This window comes from Paracoccus sp. KKT209 (genome assembly GCF_055635455.1).
In genome coordinates this window covers 2,976,364-2,992,481 of sequence record NZ_CM145758.1, presented here as the reverse complement: position 1 = coordinate 2,992,481, position 16,118 = coordinate 2,976,364, and the positions used below count along the sequence as shown (strand labels likewise).

Below are 16,118 nucleotides of genomic sequence, written 5' to 3'. Positions count from 1 at the left end.
ACATTTTTTCCCATGCCCTCTCCTCGGGGCACGGCATGACCATAGCAATGTCGCGACATGATGGTAAAATGACATAATCTTTCAGCTGCATACCGGATGCTATATGACGCCACCTCCTTCACGACTGATGCTGAAGCCCGCCCAGCTGCGGCTGATCTTCGAGATCGCCGAAAGCGGCCAGTTGCAGCAGGCGGCGCAGGCCTGCGGGATGACCCAGCCTGCCGCATCGCGCATGCTGGCCGAGACCGAGCGGCAGCTGGGCGTGCCGCTGTTCCTTCGCCAGCCCAAGGGGATGGCCCCGACCGAGATCGGGCAGAACGTCCTGCGCCGCGCGGCCGTCATCCTGCGCGAGATGCAGGGCATGGCGACCGATGTCCGCGCGCTGAGCACCGGATACGCGGGATCGGTGCATGTGGGGGCGGTGACGGGGCCTGCGGTCGATTACCTGGTCGCCGCCATCCGCGAGGTCAAGGAGCAGGCCCCGGACGCCGATGTGACGGTCGACGTGATGCCCTCGCGCGAGCTGCTGAGCCACCTGGTCGCGGGGGACATGGACTTTGTCCTGGCCCGCATCCTGCCGGAATTCGACGCGCGCGAGTTCCTGATCCAGCCGATGCGGGACGAGAAGGTGACCTTCTGCGTCAGGGCCGGCCATCCGCTGGACCGCGACCGCAGGGTCGAGCTGACCGAGCTTCTGGAGCAGGAATGGGTGATGCAGCAAAGGGGCGCGCCCATCCGCGAGGCGACGCTGGACGCCTTTGCCGCCCAGGGCCTGTCCGAGCCGCGCAACGTGGTCAACAGCCCGTCGCTGCTGTTCACCATCTCGTACCTGTCGCAGAGCGATGCGGTGGCCCCCCTCTCGGCCGAGGTGGCGCAACTGCTGACGCGGCCGCCCGTCAGCGCGAACTTCACCTGCCTGGATATCGCCCGCCAGATCTGCGTGCCGCCCTATTACCTGCTCAGCCTGCGCCGCCGCCCGGCCTCGCCCCTGGCCGAGAAGCTGCGCGAAAAGGTCATCGCCAAGTCGCTGATGGGCTAGGTCGGCGGCACCTTGCCGCAGGGGGAGGGGCGGGAACAATCGAATGCCCGGCCGGTTCAGTTCGCGAACAAGCTGTGAAAGGACCGACAGATGAACACGGGACAGTCCCCAAACCGCCCATCGTCGCAAGTCGTGGTTGTCTCGGGCGCCTCCAGCGGGATCGGCCGTGCCACGGCCGAGGCCTTTGCCAAGACCGGCGCCAAGCTGGTGCTGGCGTCGCGCGATGCCGAGACATTGGAAGAGGTGGCGGAGGTCTGCCGAGGCTACGGGGCGGAGGTGATGACGCAGCGCGCCGATGTTACGGAATTCGCGCAGCTGCGCGACCTGGCGGTCAGCGCGCTGGCCTTTGGCGGGCGCATCGACACCTGAGTCAGCAATGCCGGCGTCGGCGCGGTGGGGGCCTTTCATGAGGTCCCGCCCGAAGTGCACGAGCGCATCATCAGGACCAACCTGGTCGGCCACATGAATGATGCGCTGGCGGTGCTGCCGGTCTTCCTGCAGCAGGAGCGGGGCGTCTTCGTCAACGTGATCTCGCTCGGCGGCTTTGCGGCGGCGCCCTATGCAGCCGCCTACAGCGCCAGCAAGTTCGGCCTGCGCGGCTTTGCCGAGGCGCTGCGGGGCGAGCTGACGCCCCATACCGGCATCCACATTTGCGACATCTATCCCAGCTTTGTGGACACGCCCGGCATCTCCCACGGGGCGAACTATGTCGGGCGCCGCCTCAGCGCGCCGCCGCCCTTGCTGGACCCTCGCCATGTCGCCGCGCGCATCGTGCGCCTGTCGCGGCGCCCCCGCCCGACGACGATGGTCGGCGTTCCGACCGCCCTGGTGCGGCTGGCGCATGCCGTCTCGCCCCAGATGACCAGCCACGCGATGGGCGCCTTCCTGCGCGGCTACTTCCGTCGCGCCGAACGTGTGACCCGGACCCGCGGCAACCTGTTCGCGCCGCCTCCCAATCCCGGTGGTGTGGACGGCGGCCTGCGGTCCGGGCCGCAGCGGGCGACGGCCCTTGTGGCGGGCGCGCTTGTGGCAGGCGGGGCGCTGGCCCTGCTGGCGGCCGGCAGCGGACGCAACCGGCGCGACTGACGCGCGGCGTTTCCGAAACCCGTCCCGCAGGCGCCCCTCCGCCAGCGGGACGCGGCCTGCGATTTTCGCTGGATCGGCGGCCCGGTTTCTGGTCAGAGAGGCGCCAGAGAGGCTGACCCCGCTGCGCGCGCAGCGTTCCAGAGCAGGACAGGCGATGAGCATCCATTTGTACCCCAACGACCTTCCCGATGACCTGGTGCTTGGCCCGGTCGTCGCCATCGACACCGAGACGATGGGCCTTGATCCGCGCCGCGACCGGCTGTGCCTGGTGCAACTGTCGTCGGGCGACGGAGAGGCGCATCTGGTCCAGATCGACCGCGGCCAGACCGAGGCCCCGAACCTGACACGGCTGCTGACCGATCCCAAGGTGCTGAAGCTGTTCCACTTCGCCCGCTTTGACGTGGCCGCGCTGGAAAACGCCTTTGGCGTTGTCACGGCGCCGGTCTGGTGCACCAAGATCGCCTCCAAGCTGGTGCGCACCTTCACCGACCGGCATGGCCTGAAATACCTGCTGAACGAACTGGTCGGCGTCGATGTCAGCAAGCAGCAGCAGACCAGCGACTGGGGCGCGGCCGACCTGACGGATGCCCAGCTGGAATATGCCGCATCCGACGTGCTGCACCTGCACAAGCTGAAGGAGGCGCTGGAGGCGCGGCTCAAGCGTGAAAACCGCCTTGGGCTGGCGCAGGCCTGTTTTGATTTCCTGCCCGCCCGCGCCCATCTGGACCTGCTGGGCTGGGGCGACGAGAACGACATCTTCCGGCACTGACGTCGTTTAGTCTGGAGGATATTTGGCAAAGGAGAGGGGATGGGCGTGGCGGACTACATCGAGACGGCGCAACGGGTCATCGGGGTCGAGATCGCAGGCTTGGAAGCCCTGTCCGCGGGCTTGGGCGATGAATTTTCCCGCGCGGTCGAAATGATCCTGGCGGTCCGGGGGCGGGTGATCGTGTCGGGCATGGGCAAGTCGGGCCATGTCGGGCGCAAGATTGCGGCCACGCTGGCATCCACCGGCACGCCGGCGCAATTCGTCCACCCCGCCGAGGCCAGCCATGGCGACCTGGGCATGGTGACCGAATCCGACCTGGCGCTGGTCCTGTCCAACAGCGGCGAGACGCCCGAGCTGGCCGATCTGATCGCCCACACCCGGCGGTTCTCCATCCCGCTGATCGGGGTCGCGGCGCGGCCCGGCTCGACCCTGATCCGTCAGGCGGACCTGGGCCTGATCCTGCCCGCCGCGCAGGAGGCCTGCGGCAACGGCATCGTGCCTACGACCTCGACCACGATGACGCTGGCCCTGGGCGACGCGCTGGCCATCGCGCTGATGGAGCATCGCCAGTTCACGCCCGAACATTTCCGCACGTTTCATCCGGGCGGCAAGCTGGGGGCGCTGCTGGCCAAGGTCGGCGACCTGATGCACAAGGACATGCCGCTGGTGGCCCTTGATGCGCCCATGACCGAGGCATTGCTGGTGATCAGCCGCAAGGGCTATGGCGTCACGGGCGTCACCGACGGCAACGGTGCGCTGGTGGGGATCATCACCGACGGCGACCTCCGACGGCATATGCAGGGGCTGCTGGATCTGGATGCGGCCGCCGTCATGACGCCCGCGCCGCGCACCATCGCGCCGGGCGCGCTAGCCGAGGCGGCGCTGGCGCAGATGCAGGACAGCAAGATCACCTGCCTGTTCGCAGTCGACGAGGGGCGCCCCTGCGGCATCCTGCACATCCACGACTGCCTGCGCGCGGGGCTGGTCTGAGGCCATGAACCGCACGCGCGTCGTCCGCTGGCTTCGGGTGCTGATGCCGCTGGCGGCGTTGGCGATGCTGTCGACGATGTTCCTGTTCTCGCGCCAGTCCGACACCGAATCGCGCATTCCCTACGCCGAGGTCGATGCCGAGGCAGCCGCGCGCGAGGGTCGGATCGTGGCGCCGGAATATTCCGCCGTCACCCGCGATGGCGCGCAGCTGGCGCTGCGGGCCGCACAGGCATCGCCGGACGGGGCGGGCGGCGCGGCGCGGGACCTGCAGCTGGACTGGCGGCGGCCCGACGGGCTGACGGCGGGCCTGACCGCGCCGGCGGGCGGGCTGGCCGATGGCCGCATCAGGCTGGAGGGCGGGGTTGTGATGACCACCTCCTCGGGCTGGGAGGTCGAGGCCGAGCGGATCGAGGCCGAAACCGCCGCCGCCGTCATCACGGCGGATCGCGGCGTCCGGGCCGAGGCTCCCTTCGGGCAGATCGAGGCCGGGCGCATGCGCCTGGCGCCGGACCCCGACGTTCCGGGCGACGATTCCCCCGCGATCTTGAATTTCTCGGACGGCGTGCGTCTGATATACCGGCCCTGAGCCCCGATCAAAGGACCCCAAGATGCTTCGCCCCCTGCTGATCGCCCTTGCCCTTGCGGCGCCCGCCACCCTTCCCGCGATGGCGCAGACGACCTTTGGGGGCATGCGGGCGGATGTCTCGGCCCCGGTCGAGGTGGCGGCCGACAACCTGACGGTGAACCAGTCCGACGGCAGCGCGCTCTTTGCAGGCAACGTGGTCATCGGTCAGGGCGAGATGCGCCTGTCCGCGGACGAGGTTTCGGTCCAGTATGCGACGGGCGACCAGCAGCGGATCAGCTCGCTGACCGCCACCGGCAACGTGACGCTGGTGTCTGGCCCGGACGCGGCCGAGGCGCAGCAGGCGGTCTATGACGTCGAGGCGGGGACGGTGCTGCTGACCGGCGACGTGCTGCTGAGCCAGGGCCAGAACGTCCTGTCTGGCGACCGGATGACGGTGGACCTGGCAACCGGCGCGGCCCAGGTGCAGGGGCGCGTGCGGTCGGTCCTGCAGCCCGGCGGCAACTGATGCGCCGCAGCCGGGCAACCCAAGGTGACGGGCTGGACGTGCGCGGCCTGCGCAAGTCCTATCGCAACCGCCCCGTGATCCGCGACGTCTCGGTCGATCTGCGGCGCGGCGAGGTCGTGGCGCTGCTGGGGCCGAACGGCTCGGGCAAGACGACCTGCTTCTACTGCATCGCGGGGCTGGTGACGCCCGATGCGGGACAGGTGCTGATCGACGGCCAAGATGCCACCCGCCTGCCGATGTTCCGCCGCGCGCGCATGGGCATCGGCTATCTGCCGCAGGAGATGTCGATCTTTCGCGGCCTGACGGTGGAACAGAACATCATGGCCGTGCTGGAGGTGACGCTGGACGATCCCCGCCACAGGCGCGACCGGCTGGAGGAGCTGCTGGGGGATTTCTCGATCACCCATCTGCGCGGCGCGCCCGCCCTGGCCCTGTCGGGGGGCGAACGCCGGCGGGCCGAGATCGCGCGCTGCCTGGCCTCGGACCCCAGCTTCCTGCTGCTGGACGAGCCCTTCGCGGGCGTCGATCCCATCGCAGTCGGAGAGATCCGCACCCTGGTCCATGCGCTGAAGTCGCGCGGCATCGGCGTGCTGATCACCGACCACAACGTGCGCGAGACCCTGGGAATCGTCGACCGCGCCTATATCCTGCATGACGGGCATGTGCTGATGTCGGGCACGACCGAGCAGATCGTCGCCGACCCCAAGGTGCGCGAGGTTTACCTGGGCGACAGCTTTCGGATGGCCTGAGGGCCGCGGCCGATCGTCCCGGCGAATTCCCGACAAACCGGCCGCGCCCCCGTTGACAGATCCGCCCGGCTGTCACCAAATTGAAAGACGCGGGTGCGGCACTTCCGTGCCCCGCCACCCCCGTTTCCGCCTTCGCCGGCGCCTGAACGGGCCGGCGCAGCTGAAACGGGCAACCGAAGAGGAAAGACGATGCGCTACACCATCAGCGGAAAACACATCGATGTCGGGGATGCGCTCAGCACGCATGTCCAGTCCGAACTGGGAGAGACGATCGAAAAGTATTCGCAGCGCCCGACCGACGCGACGGTCACCTTTTCGAAGGACGCCCACCAGTTCACATGCGATGCGGTGGTGCATCTGTCGACGGGCCTGACCGTGCAGGCCCGCGGCGCCGCGACCGAGGTCTATGCCGCCTTCGAGGCCTGCCGCGAAAAGATGGACAAGCAGCTGCGCCGCTACAAGCGCCGCCTGAAGGATCACCACAGCGGCAACCCGCAGCCCGTTGTCTTTGGCGAGGCCGGCAGCTATGTGCTGGCCGCCGATGAGGATGAATGGGAATCGGACGGCAGTGGCCTCCAGCCCATCATCATCGCCGAAATGGAAAGCCGTGTGCCCACCCTGTCGGTCGGCGATGCGGTGATGCAGATGGAACTGTCGGGAACGCCGCTGCTGGTGTTCCGCAACGAGAAACATGGCGGCGTCAACGTCGTCCATCGCCGTGATGACGGCAATGTGGGCTGGATCGATCCGCGCGGAAACGGCTGACGCCCTTCGCGCATGACGCCTGGCTTTCGGTGCCGCCCCCGACGATCCTGTCCGGGGGCGGACAGCTTGGGAAAGACTCGACGGAAATGCAACTGAGTGAAATCCTCAAGCCCGGGGCCGTGCGTTCCCTGGGGCAGGTCACTTCGAAAAAACGGCTGTTTCAGGAACTGGCCGAACTGGCACATGCGGAATACGGGCTGAACGCCTCCGAGGTGCTGGACGCGCTGCAGGAACGCGAAAGCCTGGGCCCGACGGGTGTGGGGCAGGGCGTGGCGCTGCCGCATGCGCGGCTGCATGGGCTGGACCAGGTCGCGGGCCTGTTCCTGCGCCTGGACAAGCCCCTGGACTTCGACGCGGTCGACCGCCAGCCGGTGGACCTGGTCTTCGCGCTGCTGGCGCCCGAAACCAGCGGGGTCGACCACCTCAAGGCCCTGGCGCTCGTGTCGCGCACGCTGCGCGACCAGGACCTGCGGGCCAAGCTGCGGGCCAATGACGATCCGGTGGCGCTGCATGCGGTCCTGTCGGCCGCGCAGGGGATCAAGGCGGCCTGATCCCCCAAAGGTTTTGAAAAAGACCGAATCGGGCCTATACTCTGCGTTCTGAACCAGAGGAGGGCCATTATGAGCAGACATCTCGCCGACCAACCCCGGACCCGTGGCGCCGCCCGCCTGCGCGCCTTTCTGCGGCAGGAGCGGGCCGAGGGGCTGCACGAGGCCATCCGCAGCCTGCATTCCCGGCCCCAGACCCGCTCCGAGGACAGCCGCAAGGCCGCCGAATATGCCCGCATCGCGCGCGGCAAGCTGGCCTGAGGCATGAAAAAGGGCCGCCCGGCGGGGCGGCCCTTCGCATGTCCGGAAAGGACGCTCAGGCGCGGACCAGTGCCTCGTAGCTTTCGGCCACGTCGCGGGTGATCTGGCCCACCTGGAAATGCCAGTCGCCGATCTGGCCCACTGGGGTCACCTCGGCCGCGGTGCCGGTCAGCCAGCATTCCTGAAAGCCCTCCAGCTCCTCGGGGCGGATGCGGCGTTCATGGACGGTCAGCCCCTTGTCCTTCAGCATCTGGATGATGGTCTGGCGCGTGATGCCGTTCAGAAAGCGGTCGGCCAGGGGCGTGTGGATCTCTCCGTCCTTGACGAAGAAGATGTTGGCGCCGGTCGCCTCGGCCACGTAGCCCTCCCAGTCCATGAACAGCGCGTCCGAGCATCCCTTGGCCTCGGCGGCGTGCTTGGACATGGTGCAGATCATGTAGAGGCCGGCGGCCTTCGCGGCGGTCGGGATGGTTTCCGGGCTGGGACGCTTCCACTTGGCGACGTCCAGCTTGGCGCCCTGCCATTTCGCATCGCCGTAATAGCTGCCCCATTCCCAGGCGCAGACCGCCATGCGGACCGGGTTGCGCGCGGCCGAAACGCCCATGTCCGGGCCCGACCCCCGCCATGCCACGACGCGCACATAGGCATTCTCGAAGCCGTTGGCCTTCAGCGTGGCCTCCTTGGCGGCGTCGATCTCCTCGGCGGAATAGGGGATCGGCATGTCCAGCAGGCGGCCCGATTCGATCAGGCGCAGCGAATGCTCGTGGCTCTTGAAGATCTTGCCGTTGTAGCAGCGCTCGCCCTCGAACACCGAGCTGGCATAGTGCAGCGCATGCGTCAGGATGTGCACCTTGGCGTCGCGCCAGTCCACAAGCTCCCCGTCCATCCAGATCTTGCCGTCGCGATCGTCGTAAGCCGCCGTCATGTCTTTCTCCATCCGCCGCCCGTTTTTGCGATTCTTGCGTCTGTCAGGGCAGATTTGGCACATTTGTTACGCAAGATGCTTGACGGCTAGCAATCGAGGGTTAGAAAGTCAACATCGCTGCCATATCCGGCGGCAGGGAAAGTCGAGGACCGGGATGCAGGACAAGGCGCGGATTCAGGCGATGGTGGGCGAGGATCTGCTGTTCCTGACCGATGACCAGCTGCGCCGGGGGATCGAGGCGATGTTCTTTGCCTATCGCGCCTTCACCGCCGATCCCGACATGATCCTGGGGGACATGGATTATGGCCGCGCCCATCATCGCGCGCTGCATTTCATCAACCGCGACCCGGGGCTGACGGTGACCTCGCTGCTGGCCGTCCTGGGCGTCACCAAGCAGTCCCTGAACCGCGTCCTGCGCACCTTGATCGACGATGGGTTGGTGGACAGCCGCATCGGCCGGCGCGACCGGCGCGAACGGCAGCTGTACCTGACGCAGAGCGGCACCCAGCTGGAGCGCCGCCTGTCCGAGGCGCAGCGGGCGCGGATGCGCGCGGCCTATCGCAGCGTGGGGCCGCAGGCGGTGTCGGGGTTTCGGCAGGTGCTGGAAGCGATGATGGACCCCGAGACGCGGGCGCAGTATCAGGCGCTGAAGGATCTTCCCGACGACCGCTGAGGCGCCCGACATGACCCAACCCGATGCCCATCTGCTGATCGTCGACGATGACGAACGCATCCGCGCGCTGCTGGGGAAATTCCTGCGCAAGAACGGCTACATGGTCAGCATGGCGCGCGATGCCGCGCAGGCGCGGCGGCTGCTAGCGGGGCTGGAATTCGACCTGATCGTTCTGGACGTGATGATGCCGGGCGAGGATGGGATGGCGCTGACCCGCGACCTGCGGCGCCGCATCGACACGCCGATCCTGCTGCTGACCGCCAAGGGCGAGACCGAGGACCGCATCATGGGGCTGGAAAGCGGCGCGGATGATTACCTGGCCAAGCCCTTCGAGCCGCGCGAGCTGCTGCTGCGGATCGGGGCGATCCTGCGCCGCGTGCCGGTGGTCGAGGTCGCGCAGCCGAAATACCTGACACTGGGCGCGCTGCGCTATGACACGGACAAGGGCGAATTGTGGAGCGGTGATACCCCCCTGCGCCTGACCGGCACCGAGGCGGCGCTGCTGCGGCGTCTGGCCGCAAGCCGGGGCCAGCCCGTCAGCCGCGCCGACCTGATCGACGACCTGGGTCGCGGCGGCACCGGTGACGAGGGCGAGAACAGCGAACGCGCCATCGACGTGCAGATCACCCGCCTGCGCCGCAAGATCGAGCCCGACCCGCGCGAGCCGCGCTTTCTGCAGACGGTCCGCGGCACCGGCTACATGCTGGTGGTGGACTAGGGCCCCGGCAGGGCCTAGCCTGCGCCGGTGATGGACCACATGACATATCAGGGATTCGAGCTGGACGCCGAGACGGCGCTGGCGCTGCTGGACTGGCAGCTGGAGATGGGCGTCGATGTCCCGATGCTGGACGCGCCCGTGGACCGCTTCGACCTGCCGGCCCGGGTCGCGCCCGACCTGCCGCCCGCCCAGGTCCGGGCCGCGGCACCGGCTCTGCCCGGTCTGGACGACGACCTGTCCGCGCGGCTGGCCCAGGCCGAGGCCCTGGCGGCGGGCGCCGCAAGCCTGGAGGCGCTGGCCGCCGCGCAGGAATCCTTTGACGGGATCGAGCTGAAGAAGGGCGCGCGCAACTTCTGCTTCGCCGACGGCAATCCCAAGGCCCGCGTCCTGGTCCTGGGCGAGGCTCCGGGCGACGAGGAGGACCGGCAGGGCCGCCCCTTCGTGGGCCGCGCCGGGCAGCTGCTGGACCGCATGTTCGCGGCCATCGGCCTGGCCCGCGATGCGGTCGATGCCGAACGCGCGCTCTATATCGTGAACGTGCTGACCTGGCGCCCGCCCGGCAACCGCGACCCCAGCCCCGATGAAATCGCCGTCAGCCTGCCCTTCCTGCGGCGCCACATCGAACTGGCCGCACCCGAGGTGATCGTGCTGATGGGCAACATTCCCTGCCAGGCGGCGCTGGAGAAACGCGGCATCCTGCGCCTGCGGGGCCACTGGGTCGAGGCCTTCGGGCGGCCGGCCCTGCCCATGGCCCATCCCGCCTACCTGCTGCGAAACCCGGCCGCCAAGCGCGAGGCCTGGGGCGACCTTCTGTCCCTTGCGGCGCGGCTGGAATCGCTTTCCGTTTAGGTTCCGTTTCCGCATCATGCGGTAACGTCCGCCACATGGACATGACCGCATGCGCTTTCTGACCCGCAGCCTGATGGGGCTGTTCCTGACCTTCCTGACGATCGCGCTGCTGTTTCTGGCGGTTTTCCAGCTGTGGCAGGCGGTCGATGCCCGCCGCGGCGGCGAAGCGCCGTCGCGGGGCCCGTCCGAACAGGTCTATGCCGCCCGCATCATCACCCTGACGCCGCAGCCGATCCAGCCGCAGATGCAGGTCTTTGGCCAGGTCCAGTCGCGGCGGCAGCTGCAGCTGCGGGCCGGGTCGGCGGGCCGGATCGTGATGCTGGACCCGGCGCTGCAGGAAGGCGGCACGGTCCGGGCAGGGCAGCTGCTGGTGCGGATCGACCCCTCGGCGGCCCAGGCTGCACTGGAAAGCCGCCAGGCCGAGCGTGACGACGCGCAGGCCACGCTGGAGGATGCGCGCCGGACCGTCACCATCGCCGCCGAGGATCTGGCCGCGGCCGAGCGTCAGGCCACCCTGCGCGAGGGCGCCGTCACCCGCCAGGTGGAACTGTCCGGCCGCGGCTTGGGCACCAGCGCCGACCGCGAGACGGCCGAACTGGCCGCCTCGACGGCCGAACAGGCGGTGATCAGCCGTCGGGCCGCCCTGGCCAATGCCGAAAGCGCCGTGACCGCCGCCCGCAATGCCCTGCGCCGGGCCGAAATCACCCTGTCTGAGGCGCGCCGAGCCCTGGCCGATACCGAATTGCGGGCCGGTTTCGACGGGCGGGTGACCGCCGTGACGGCGGTCGAAGGCGGGCTTGTCGGCATGAACGAACAGCTGGCGCTGATCATCGACCCCAATGCGCTGGAGGTGCAGATTCCGCTGTCGCTGGACCAGTTCTCGCGGCTGGTGGGCGATGGCGGCAGCCTGCAGGATCATGCGGTGACGGTGGCGCTGGACAGCGGTGGGGGGCGATTGACCGCCGAAGGCCGGCTGGAGCGTTCAGCCGCATCCGTGGCCGAGGGGGGCGCCGGGCGCGTCGTCTATGCGCGCCTGACCCAAGGCGGAGACGCGCTGCGACCGGGCGATTTCGTGACCGTGACCATTGCGGAACCCGTCATCCCCGATGCCGCGCGGATCCCCGCCGCGGCCGTGGGGGCCGACAGCGCCCTGCTGGTCCTGGCCGAGGATGACCGGCTGACCTCGGTCCCGGTGACCGTCCTGCGGCGCCAGGGCGACGACGTGATCGTGTCGGTGCCCGCCGCACTGGAGGGGGCGCGGATCGTGGCGGAACGGGCGCCCCAGCTGGGGATCGGCATCCAGGTCCGGGATGCGGCCGAGGACGAGGCCGACCGTTCGGAGGCCCGGCCGGAACAGCAGGTGCGCCGCGAGAGCGGTGAAAGCCGTGGCTGAGGGCCGGGGCCTGCTGTCGCTGTTCGTCCGCCATGCGACGCTGGCCAACCTGGTGCTGGCGGTGATGGTGGTGGCGGGGCTTTATTCGGCGCCGCGCCTGCGCGCGCAGTTCTTTCCCGACACGGTCGTGCAGCAGATCGACGTGACCGTGCGGTGGGACGGGGCTGGGGCCGATGACGTGGACCGGTCCGTCGTGGGCGTCCTGGAACCGGCCCTGATGGCGGTCGAGGGCGTGGCGCTGACCTCCAGCCAGGCCAGCCAGGGCAGCGCCCGGGTGCGGCTGGAATTCGAGCCGGGCTGGGACATGGCCCGCGCCACGGCCGAGGTTGAAAGCGCCGTCGCGGCCGCCGGCGACCTGCCCGAGGGAACCGAGGACCCGCAGGTCACCCGCCGCGCCTGGCGCGATTCCGTGGCCGATGTGGTCATCACCGGCCCTCTCGGGCTGGATCAGCTGGGCCGGATCGCGGACGACCTGACCAACCGGCTTTATGCGCGCGGTGTCACGCGGCTGACCGTCACCGGCCTCTCGGCCCCCGAAACGCAGGTCGAATTGCGCATGGCCGAGCTGGTGCGCCACGACCTGACGATGGAGCAGGTGGCGGCCGTCATCGGGGCCGCGGCCGCGCCGACGCCCGCGGGGGATGTCGCCTCAGGGACGGCGCGGGTGCGCACCGGGGCCGAAACCCGCGACCCGGCCGCCGTGGCGGCGCTGGTCCTCAAGGCCCTGCCCGACGGCAGCCAGCTGACCGTGGGCCAGGTGGCGCGGGTGACCGACAGCGGCATCGGCCGCGACATTGCCTATTTCGTGCGCGGCAACCCGGCGGTGACGGTGGCGGTCCAGCGCAACGCCTCGGGCGACGCGATCGGGATGCAGCAGGAGGTCGAGGCCGCCGTGGCGCAGATGGCGCCGACCTTGCCCCAGGGCGTGACGATGGAGCTGATCCGGGCGCGGGCCGAGCTGATCTCGGCCCGACTGTCGCTGCTGCTGGACAACGCGCTTTTGGGACTGGGGCTGGTGCTGGGGCTGCTGTTCCTGTTCCTGAACGCCCGCACCGCGATCTGGGTGGCGGCGGGCATTCCGGCCGCTCTGCTGGCGGCGGTCGCGCTGATGTACGCGACCGGCATGACGATCAACATGATCTCGCTTTTTGCGTTGATCCTGACGCTGGGGATCATCGTCGACGACGCGATTGTGGTGGGCGAACATGCCGACTATCGCGCCCGCAAGCTGGGCGAGGCCCCCGTGGTGGCGGCGGAACGGGCCGCCATGCGGATGTCGGCGCCGGTGATCTCCTCCACGCTGACCACGATCATCGCCTTTGCGGGCCTGATGCTGATCGGCGGCCGTTTTGGCAGCATGGTGGCCGACATTCCGCTGACGGTGATCTTGGTTCTGGTCGCCTCCTTGGTGGAATGTTTCCTGATCCTGCCGAACCACATGGCCCATGCCCTGGCCCACAGCGCGAAGGAACGCTGGTACGACCGCCCCTCGATCCTGGTGAACCGGGTGCTGGACCGGTTCGTGGGGCGCATCATACGCCCGCTGACGCGGCTGGTGCTGGTGGCGCGCTATGCGGTGCTGGCGCTGGTTCTGGTGGGCCTGTCCTGGTCGGCGGCGACGCTGATGACCGGCAAGGTGCCCTGGCGTTTCTTCGATTCGCCCGAACAGGGCAGCGTCTCGGGCAATTTCATGATGCTGCCGGGCGCCACGCGCGAGGATACGCTGCGCGTGATGGGCCTGGTCCAGCAGGCGGTCGAAGGCGTCGCGGCGGAATATGCGGCGGAATTTGGCATCAATCCCATCACCCATGTGATGACCCAGGTGGGCGGCAATTCCGGGCGCCCGCTGCCCGGTGCCGACACCAAGGATGCCGACCTGCTGGGCGCGGTCCAGATCGAGCTGATCGATCCGGATTTCCGCCCCTATTCCAGCTTTGAATTCGTCTCTGCCCTGCAGGAGGCCATGCCCTCGGACCCGCGGCTGGAAACCATCAGCTTTCGCGGCTTCCGGTCGGGGCCGGGGGGCGACGCGATCTCGGTCCGGATGACGGGGGCGGATGCGGCGCGGCTGAAGGCGGCGGCCGAGGCGCTGAAGCAGCGCCTGGCGCAGTTCCCTGAGGTGTCTGCGCTGGAAGACAGCATGGATTACGACAAGGAGGAGCTGGCCCTGCAGCTGACGCCGCGAGGCGAGGCGCTTGGCTTCACCACTCAGGCGCTGGCCCGCGAATTGCGCCAGCGCCTGGGCGGGATCGAGGCCGCGACCTTTCCTGTCGGCACCCGCACCGGCGCCATCACCGTCGAGCTGCCCGAGGAGGAGCGCCGCGGCGACTTTCTGGACCGCATGATGATGCGCACCGGATCGGGGGCCTGGGTGCCGCTGGCGGACATCGTCACCGTCACCACCGAGGCCGGCTTTTCGGTCGTGCGGCGCGAGAATGGCGAGCGGATGATCCTGGTCACCGGCGACATCTCGGGCGACGATCCCGCCCGCGCGGCCGAGATCACGCAGAACCTGCAGGACCGGCTGATGCCCGACATCGCGGCCCGGTTCGGCATCACCTATGACGTCACCGGCCTGGCCGAGCAGGAGCGAGAGTTCCTGGGCGACGCGCTGACCGGCTTTGGCCTGGCACTCTTGGGCATCTACATGGTGCTGGCCTGGATCTTTGCCAGCTGGACGCGGCCCGTCGTGGTGATGTCGGTGATCCCCTTCGGCCTGATCGGCGCGGTCTGGGGCCATGCCAGCTGGCAGCTGCCGATGAGCATGTTCTCGATCGTGGGGCTGATCGGCATGGCCGGGATCATCATCAACGATTCCATCGTCCTGATCTCGACCGTGGACGACTATGGCCGGACGCGGGGCCTGCGCCCGGCGATCATGGATGCCGTGGCCGACCGCTTCCGGCCCGTGCTGCTGACGACGGCCACGACGGTGCTGGGCCTGGCGCCGCTGCTCTATGAACGCTCGTCGCAGGCGCTGTTCCTCAAGCCCACGGTGGTGACGCTGGCCTATGGCCTGGCCTTCGGGATGGTGCTGGTGCTGCTGGTCGTGCCGGCGGTTCTGGCGGTGGGCGCGGATGTCGCGCGGGCGCGGCAGGGGTTTCGGCGCAGCCTGCGCGCGAGGCCGCTGCGCGCCGGCATGTGGTGGGCCAGCGGGTTGGCATTGGTGGCGCTGGCCGCGACGCTGGCGCCGGTGACGCTGGTCCCCGCGCTGGATCTGGGACTGCCCGGCTGGTGGCCGGTCGCACCCTCGGTCGCCGCGGGCCTGGGCGCCTATGCGCTGCTGCTGGTGGCGATCATGCTGGGGACGGGGCTGGCCCTGGCCCGCCAGCGCCCTAGCCGATAGGGGTGCAGCCCAGCATCTCGACCGCCTGCGTCGCCGGCCCTTGCCTCGACACCACCGTCAGGCGCAGCCCCTCGGGGTCCATCTCGAAGGGCTTGCCCGACGGCGCCACCATCTCGACCACCGCCTGCGGGCCCGACTGCCCCTGCACCAGATCGGCACCCGAGATCCAGACATCGGGCCGGCCGGGCAGTTCGACCGCCGCCAGCGTGACATCATCGCCCGTCAGCCCCACCTCGACCCGCAGCCCGTCGTCGATCTGCAGCACCCGGCAGGGCGGCTGCATGTCCAGGCGCCTGGGTTCGGCCTGACGCGCGGCCAGGATCTGCGGATCCTGCGCGGTGCCGGCTTCGGGGGCGGAGAGGTCCAGCCGGACCGGCACGCAGATGTTCTCGCAAAGGCCCAGTTCCACCTGCGCCGCCACCTGCAGCGGCTGGCCGGGATCGGCGGGACGCGCGGTGAAGGGCAGCAGCAGACGGTCGTGATAACCCATCTCCAGCCGCTCGCCCGACCGGATCGCCTGCGGCGCCGGCCAGTGGAAGGTCACCTCGGCCAGGTTCCGCGACCCCTCCCATTCGAACTGCGGGGGCAGGCCAGTGTCGCCGGGGCTGCGCCAATAGGTCTTCCAGCCCGGCTCCAGCTGCAGTTCCAGTGCCAGAACCCGGTTTCCCGCCGCGTCGGTCCAGCCGGGACGCAGTCGCGCGGACACCAGACCGGGCGGCATGTCATCCGAGACCGCGGCATCGGGCATGGCGAGAATGTCCTGCGCCGCGGCGGCAAGGGCGGACAGGCAAAGTGACAGGGCCAGGACGGGCAGAGGATGTGATACCATGGGACCAGCCATAGCCTCCGCGTGCCCCGACTGCGAAATCACAACTGCGCGCAAACCTTGCAACAGCCTCCGATATCCCCATCTATT

General features: G+C 69.1%; 16 protein-coding genes and 1 pseudogene. 15 read left to right on the top strand and 2 right to left on the bottom strand.

Annotation, left to right across the window (positions count from 1 at the left end; all coding sequences use genetic code 11):
• The first annotated feature begins 127 nt into the window (after nt 1-127).
• The 10 genes and pseudogenes from ACZ2G3_RS14860 (at nt 128) to ACZ2G3_RS14815 (ending at nt 7,298) form a co-directional block, all read left to right on the top strand.
• A complete protein-coding gene (locus ACZ2G3_RS14860) occupies nt 128-1,039 on the top strand; it encodes a LysR family transcriptional regulator (RefSeq protein WP_470396772.1) in 912 nt (303 codons plus the stop codon).
• Between the two features lie 90 nt (nt 1,040-1,129).
• Nucleotides 1,130-2,125, top strand: a pseudogene (locus ACZ2G3_RS14855) (SDR family oxidoreductase).
• Between the two features lie 154 nt (nt 2,126-2,279).
• On the top strand, nt 2,280-2,894 hold the full coding sequence (locus tag ACZ2G3_RS14850) for a ribonuclease D (RefSeq protein ID WP_419269397.1): 615 nt from the start codon (nt 2,280-2,282) through the stop codon (nt 2,892-2,894).
• Nucleotides 2,895-2,933: 39 nt separating this feature from the next.
• Entirely contained in the window at nt 2,934-3,884 is a 951-nt protein-coding gene (locus ACZ2G3_RS14845; protein ID WP_470396771.1) for a KpsF/GutQ family sugar-phosphate isomerase, read from the top strand.
• A 4-nt stretch (nt 3,885-3,888) separates the two neighbouring features.
• Nucleotides 3,889-4,470 (top strand): hypothetical protein, encoded by a 582-nt coding sequence (locus ACZ2G3_RS14840; RefSeq protein WP_470396770.1) that lies wholly within the window; start codon nt 3,889-3,891, stop codon nt 4,468-4,470.
• Between the two features lie 22 nt (nt 4,471-4,492).
• Complete coding sequence (gene lptA, locus ACZ2G3_RS14835; RefSeq protein ID WP_419269391.1) at nt 4,493-4,975, top strand: lipopolysaccharide transport periplasmic protein LptA; 483 nt, start codon at nt 4,493-4,495, stop codon at nt 4,973-4,975.
• The gene (lptB, locus tag ACZ2G3_RS14830) at nt 4,975-5,724 is read left to right on the top strand and encodes an LPS export ABC transporter ATP-binding protein (RefSeq protein ID WP_470396769.1); all 750 of its coding nucleotides are present in this window, start codon (nt 4,975-4,977) and stop codon (nt 5,722-5,724) included. Before lptA ends, lptB begins: the two co-directional genes overlap by 1 nt.
• A 189-nt stretch (nt 5,725-5,913) precedes the next feature.
• Nucleotides 5,914-6,489: a ribosome hibernation-promoting factor, HPF/YfiA family gene (gene hpf, locus ACZ2G3_RS14825; RefSeq protein WP_419269387.1), complete on the top strand. Its 576-nt coding sequence runs from the start codon at nt 5,914-5,916 to the stop codon at nt 6,487-6,489.
• 86 nt (nt 6,490-6,575) lie between these two features.
• Nucleotides 6,576-7,040 (top strand): PTS sugar transporter subunit IIA, encoded by a 465-nt coding sequence (locus tag ACZ2G3_RS14820; protein WP_470396768.1) that lies wholly within the window; start codon nt 6,576-6,578, stop codon nt 7,038-7,040.
• A 69-nt stretch (nt 7,041-7,109) separates the two neighbouring features.
• Complete coding sequence (locus ACZ2G3_RS14815) at nt 7,110-7,298, top strand: hypothetical protein (protein ID WP_470396767.1); 189 nt, start codon at nt 7,110-7,112, stop codon at nt 7,296-7,298.
• 55 nt (nt 7,299-7,353) lie between these two features.
• Here the strand turns inward: ACZ2G3_RS14815 and ACZ2G3_RS14810 are convergent, their stop codons facing one another.
• A complete protein-coding gene (locus ACZ2G3_RS14810) occupies nt 7,354-8,223 on the bottom strand; it encodes a branched-chain amino acid aminotransferase (protein WP_419269381.1) in 870 nt (289 codons plus the stop codon).
• 154 nt (nt 8,224-8,377) lie between these two features.
• On the opposite strand from ACZ2G3_RS14810, the gene ACZ2G3_RS14805 reads away from it, so the two are divergent.
• The 5 genes from ACZ2G3_RS14805 to ACZ2G3_RS14785 are packed head-to-tail and all read left to right on the top strand — an operon-like array spanning nt 8,378 to nt 15,202.
• A complete protein-coding gene (locus ACZ2G3_RS14805; protein WP_204354477.1) occupies nt 8,378-8,896 on the top strand; it encodes a MarR family winged helix-turn-helix transcriptional regulator in 519 nt (172 codons plus the stop codon).
• A 10-nt stretch (nt 8,897-8,906) separates the two neighbouring features.
• Entirely contained in the window at nt 8,907-9,614 is a 708-nt protein-coding gene (locus tag ACZ2G3_RS14800; protein WP_470396766.1) for a response regulator, read from the top strand.
• A gap of 39 nt (nt 9,615-9,653) precedes the next feature.
• Entirely contained in the window at nt 9,654-10,463 is an 810-nt protein-coding gene (locus tag ACZ2G3_RS14795) for a uracil-DNA glycosylase (protein WP_470396765.1), read from the top strand.
• A 49-nt stretch (nt 10,464-10,512) separates the two neighbouring features.
• Nucleotides 10,513-11,856, top strand: coding sequence for an efflux RND transporter periplasmic adaptor subunit (locus ACZ2G3_RS14790; protein WP_470396764.1), 1,344 nt, complete (start codon nt 10,513-10,515; stop codon nt 11,854-11,856).
• Entirely contained in the window at nt 11,849-15,202 is a 3,354-nt protein-coding gene (locus ACZ2G3_RS14785) for an efflux RND transporter permease subunit (RefSeq protein ID WP_470396763.1), read from the top strand. The genes ACZ2G3_RS14790 and ACZ2G3_RS14785 overlap by 8 nt, the downstream gene beginning before the upstream one ends.
• Here ACZ2G3_RS14785 and ACZ2G3_RS14780 read toward each other — a convergent pair.
• The gene (locus ACZ2G3_RS14780) at nt 15,192-16,031 is read right to left on the bottom strand and encodes a protein-disulfide reductase DsbD domain-containing protein (RefSeq protein WP_470396762.1); all 840 of its coding nucleotides are present in this window, start codon (nt 16,029-16,031) and stop codon (nt 15,192-15,194) included. The genes ACZ2G3_RS14785 and ACZ2G3_RS14780 overlap by 11 nt on opposite strands.
• Nucleotides 16,032-16,118: the final 87 nt, after the last annotated feature.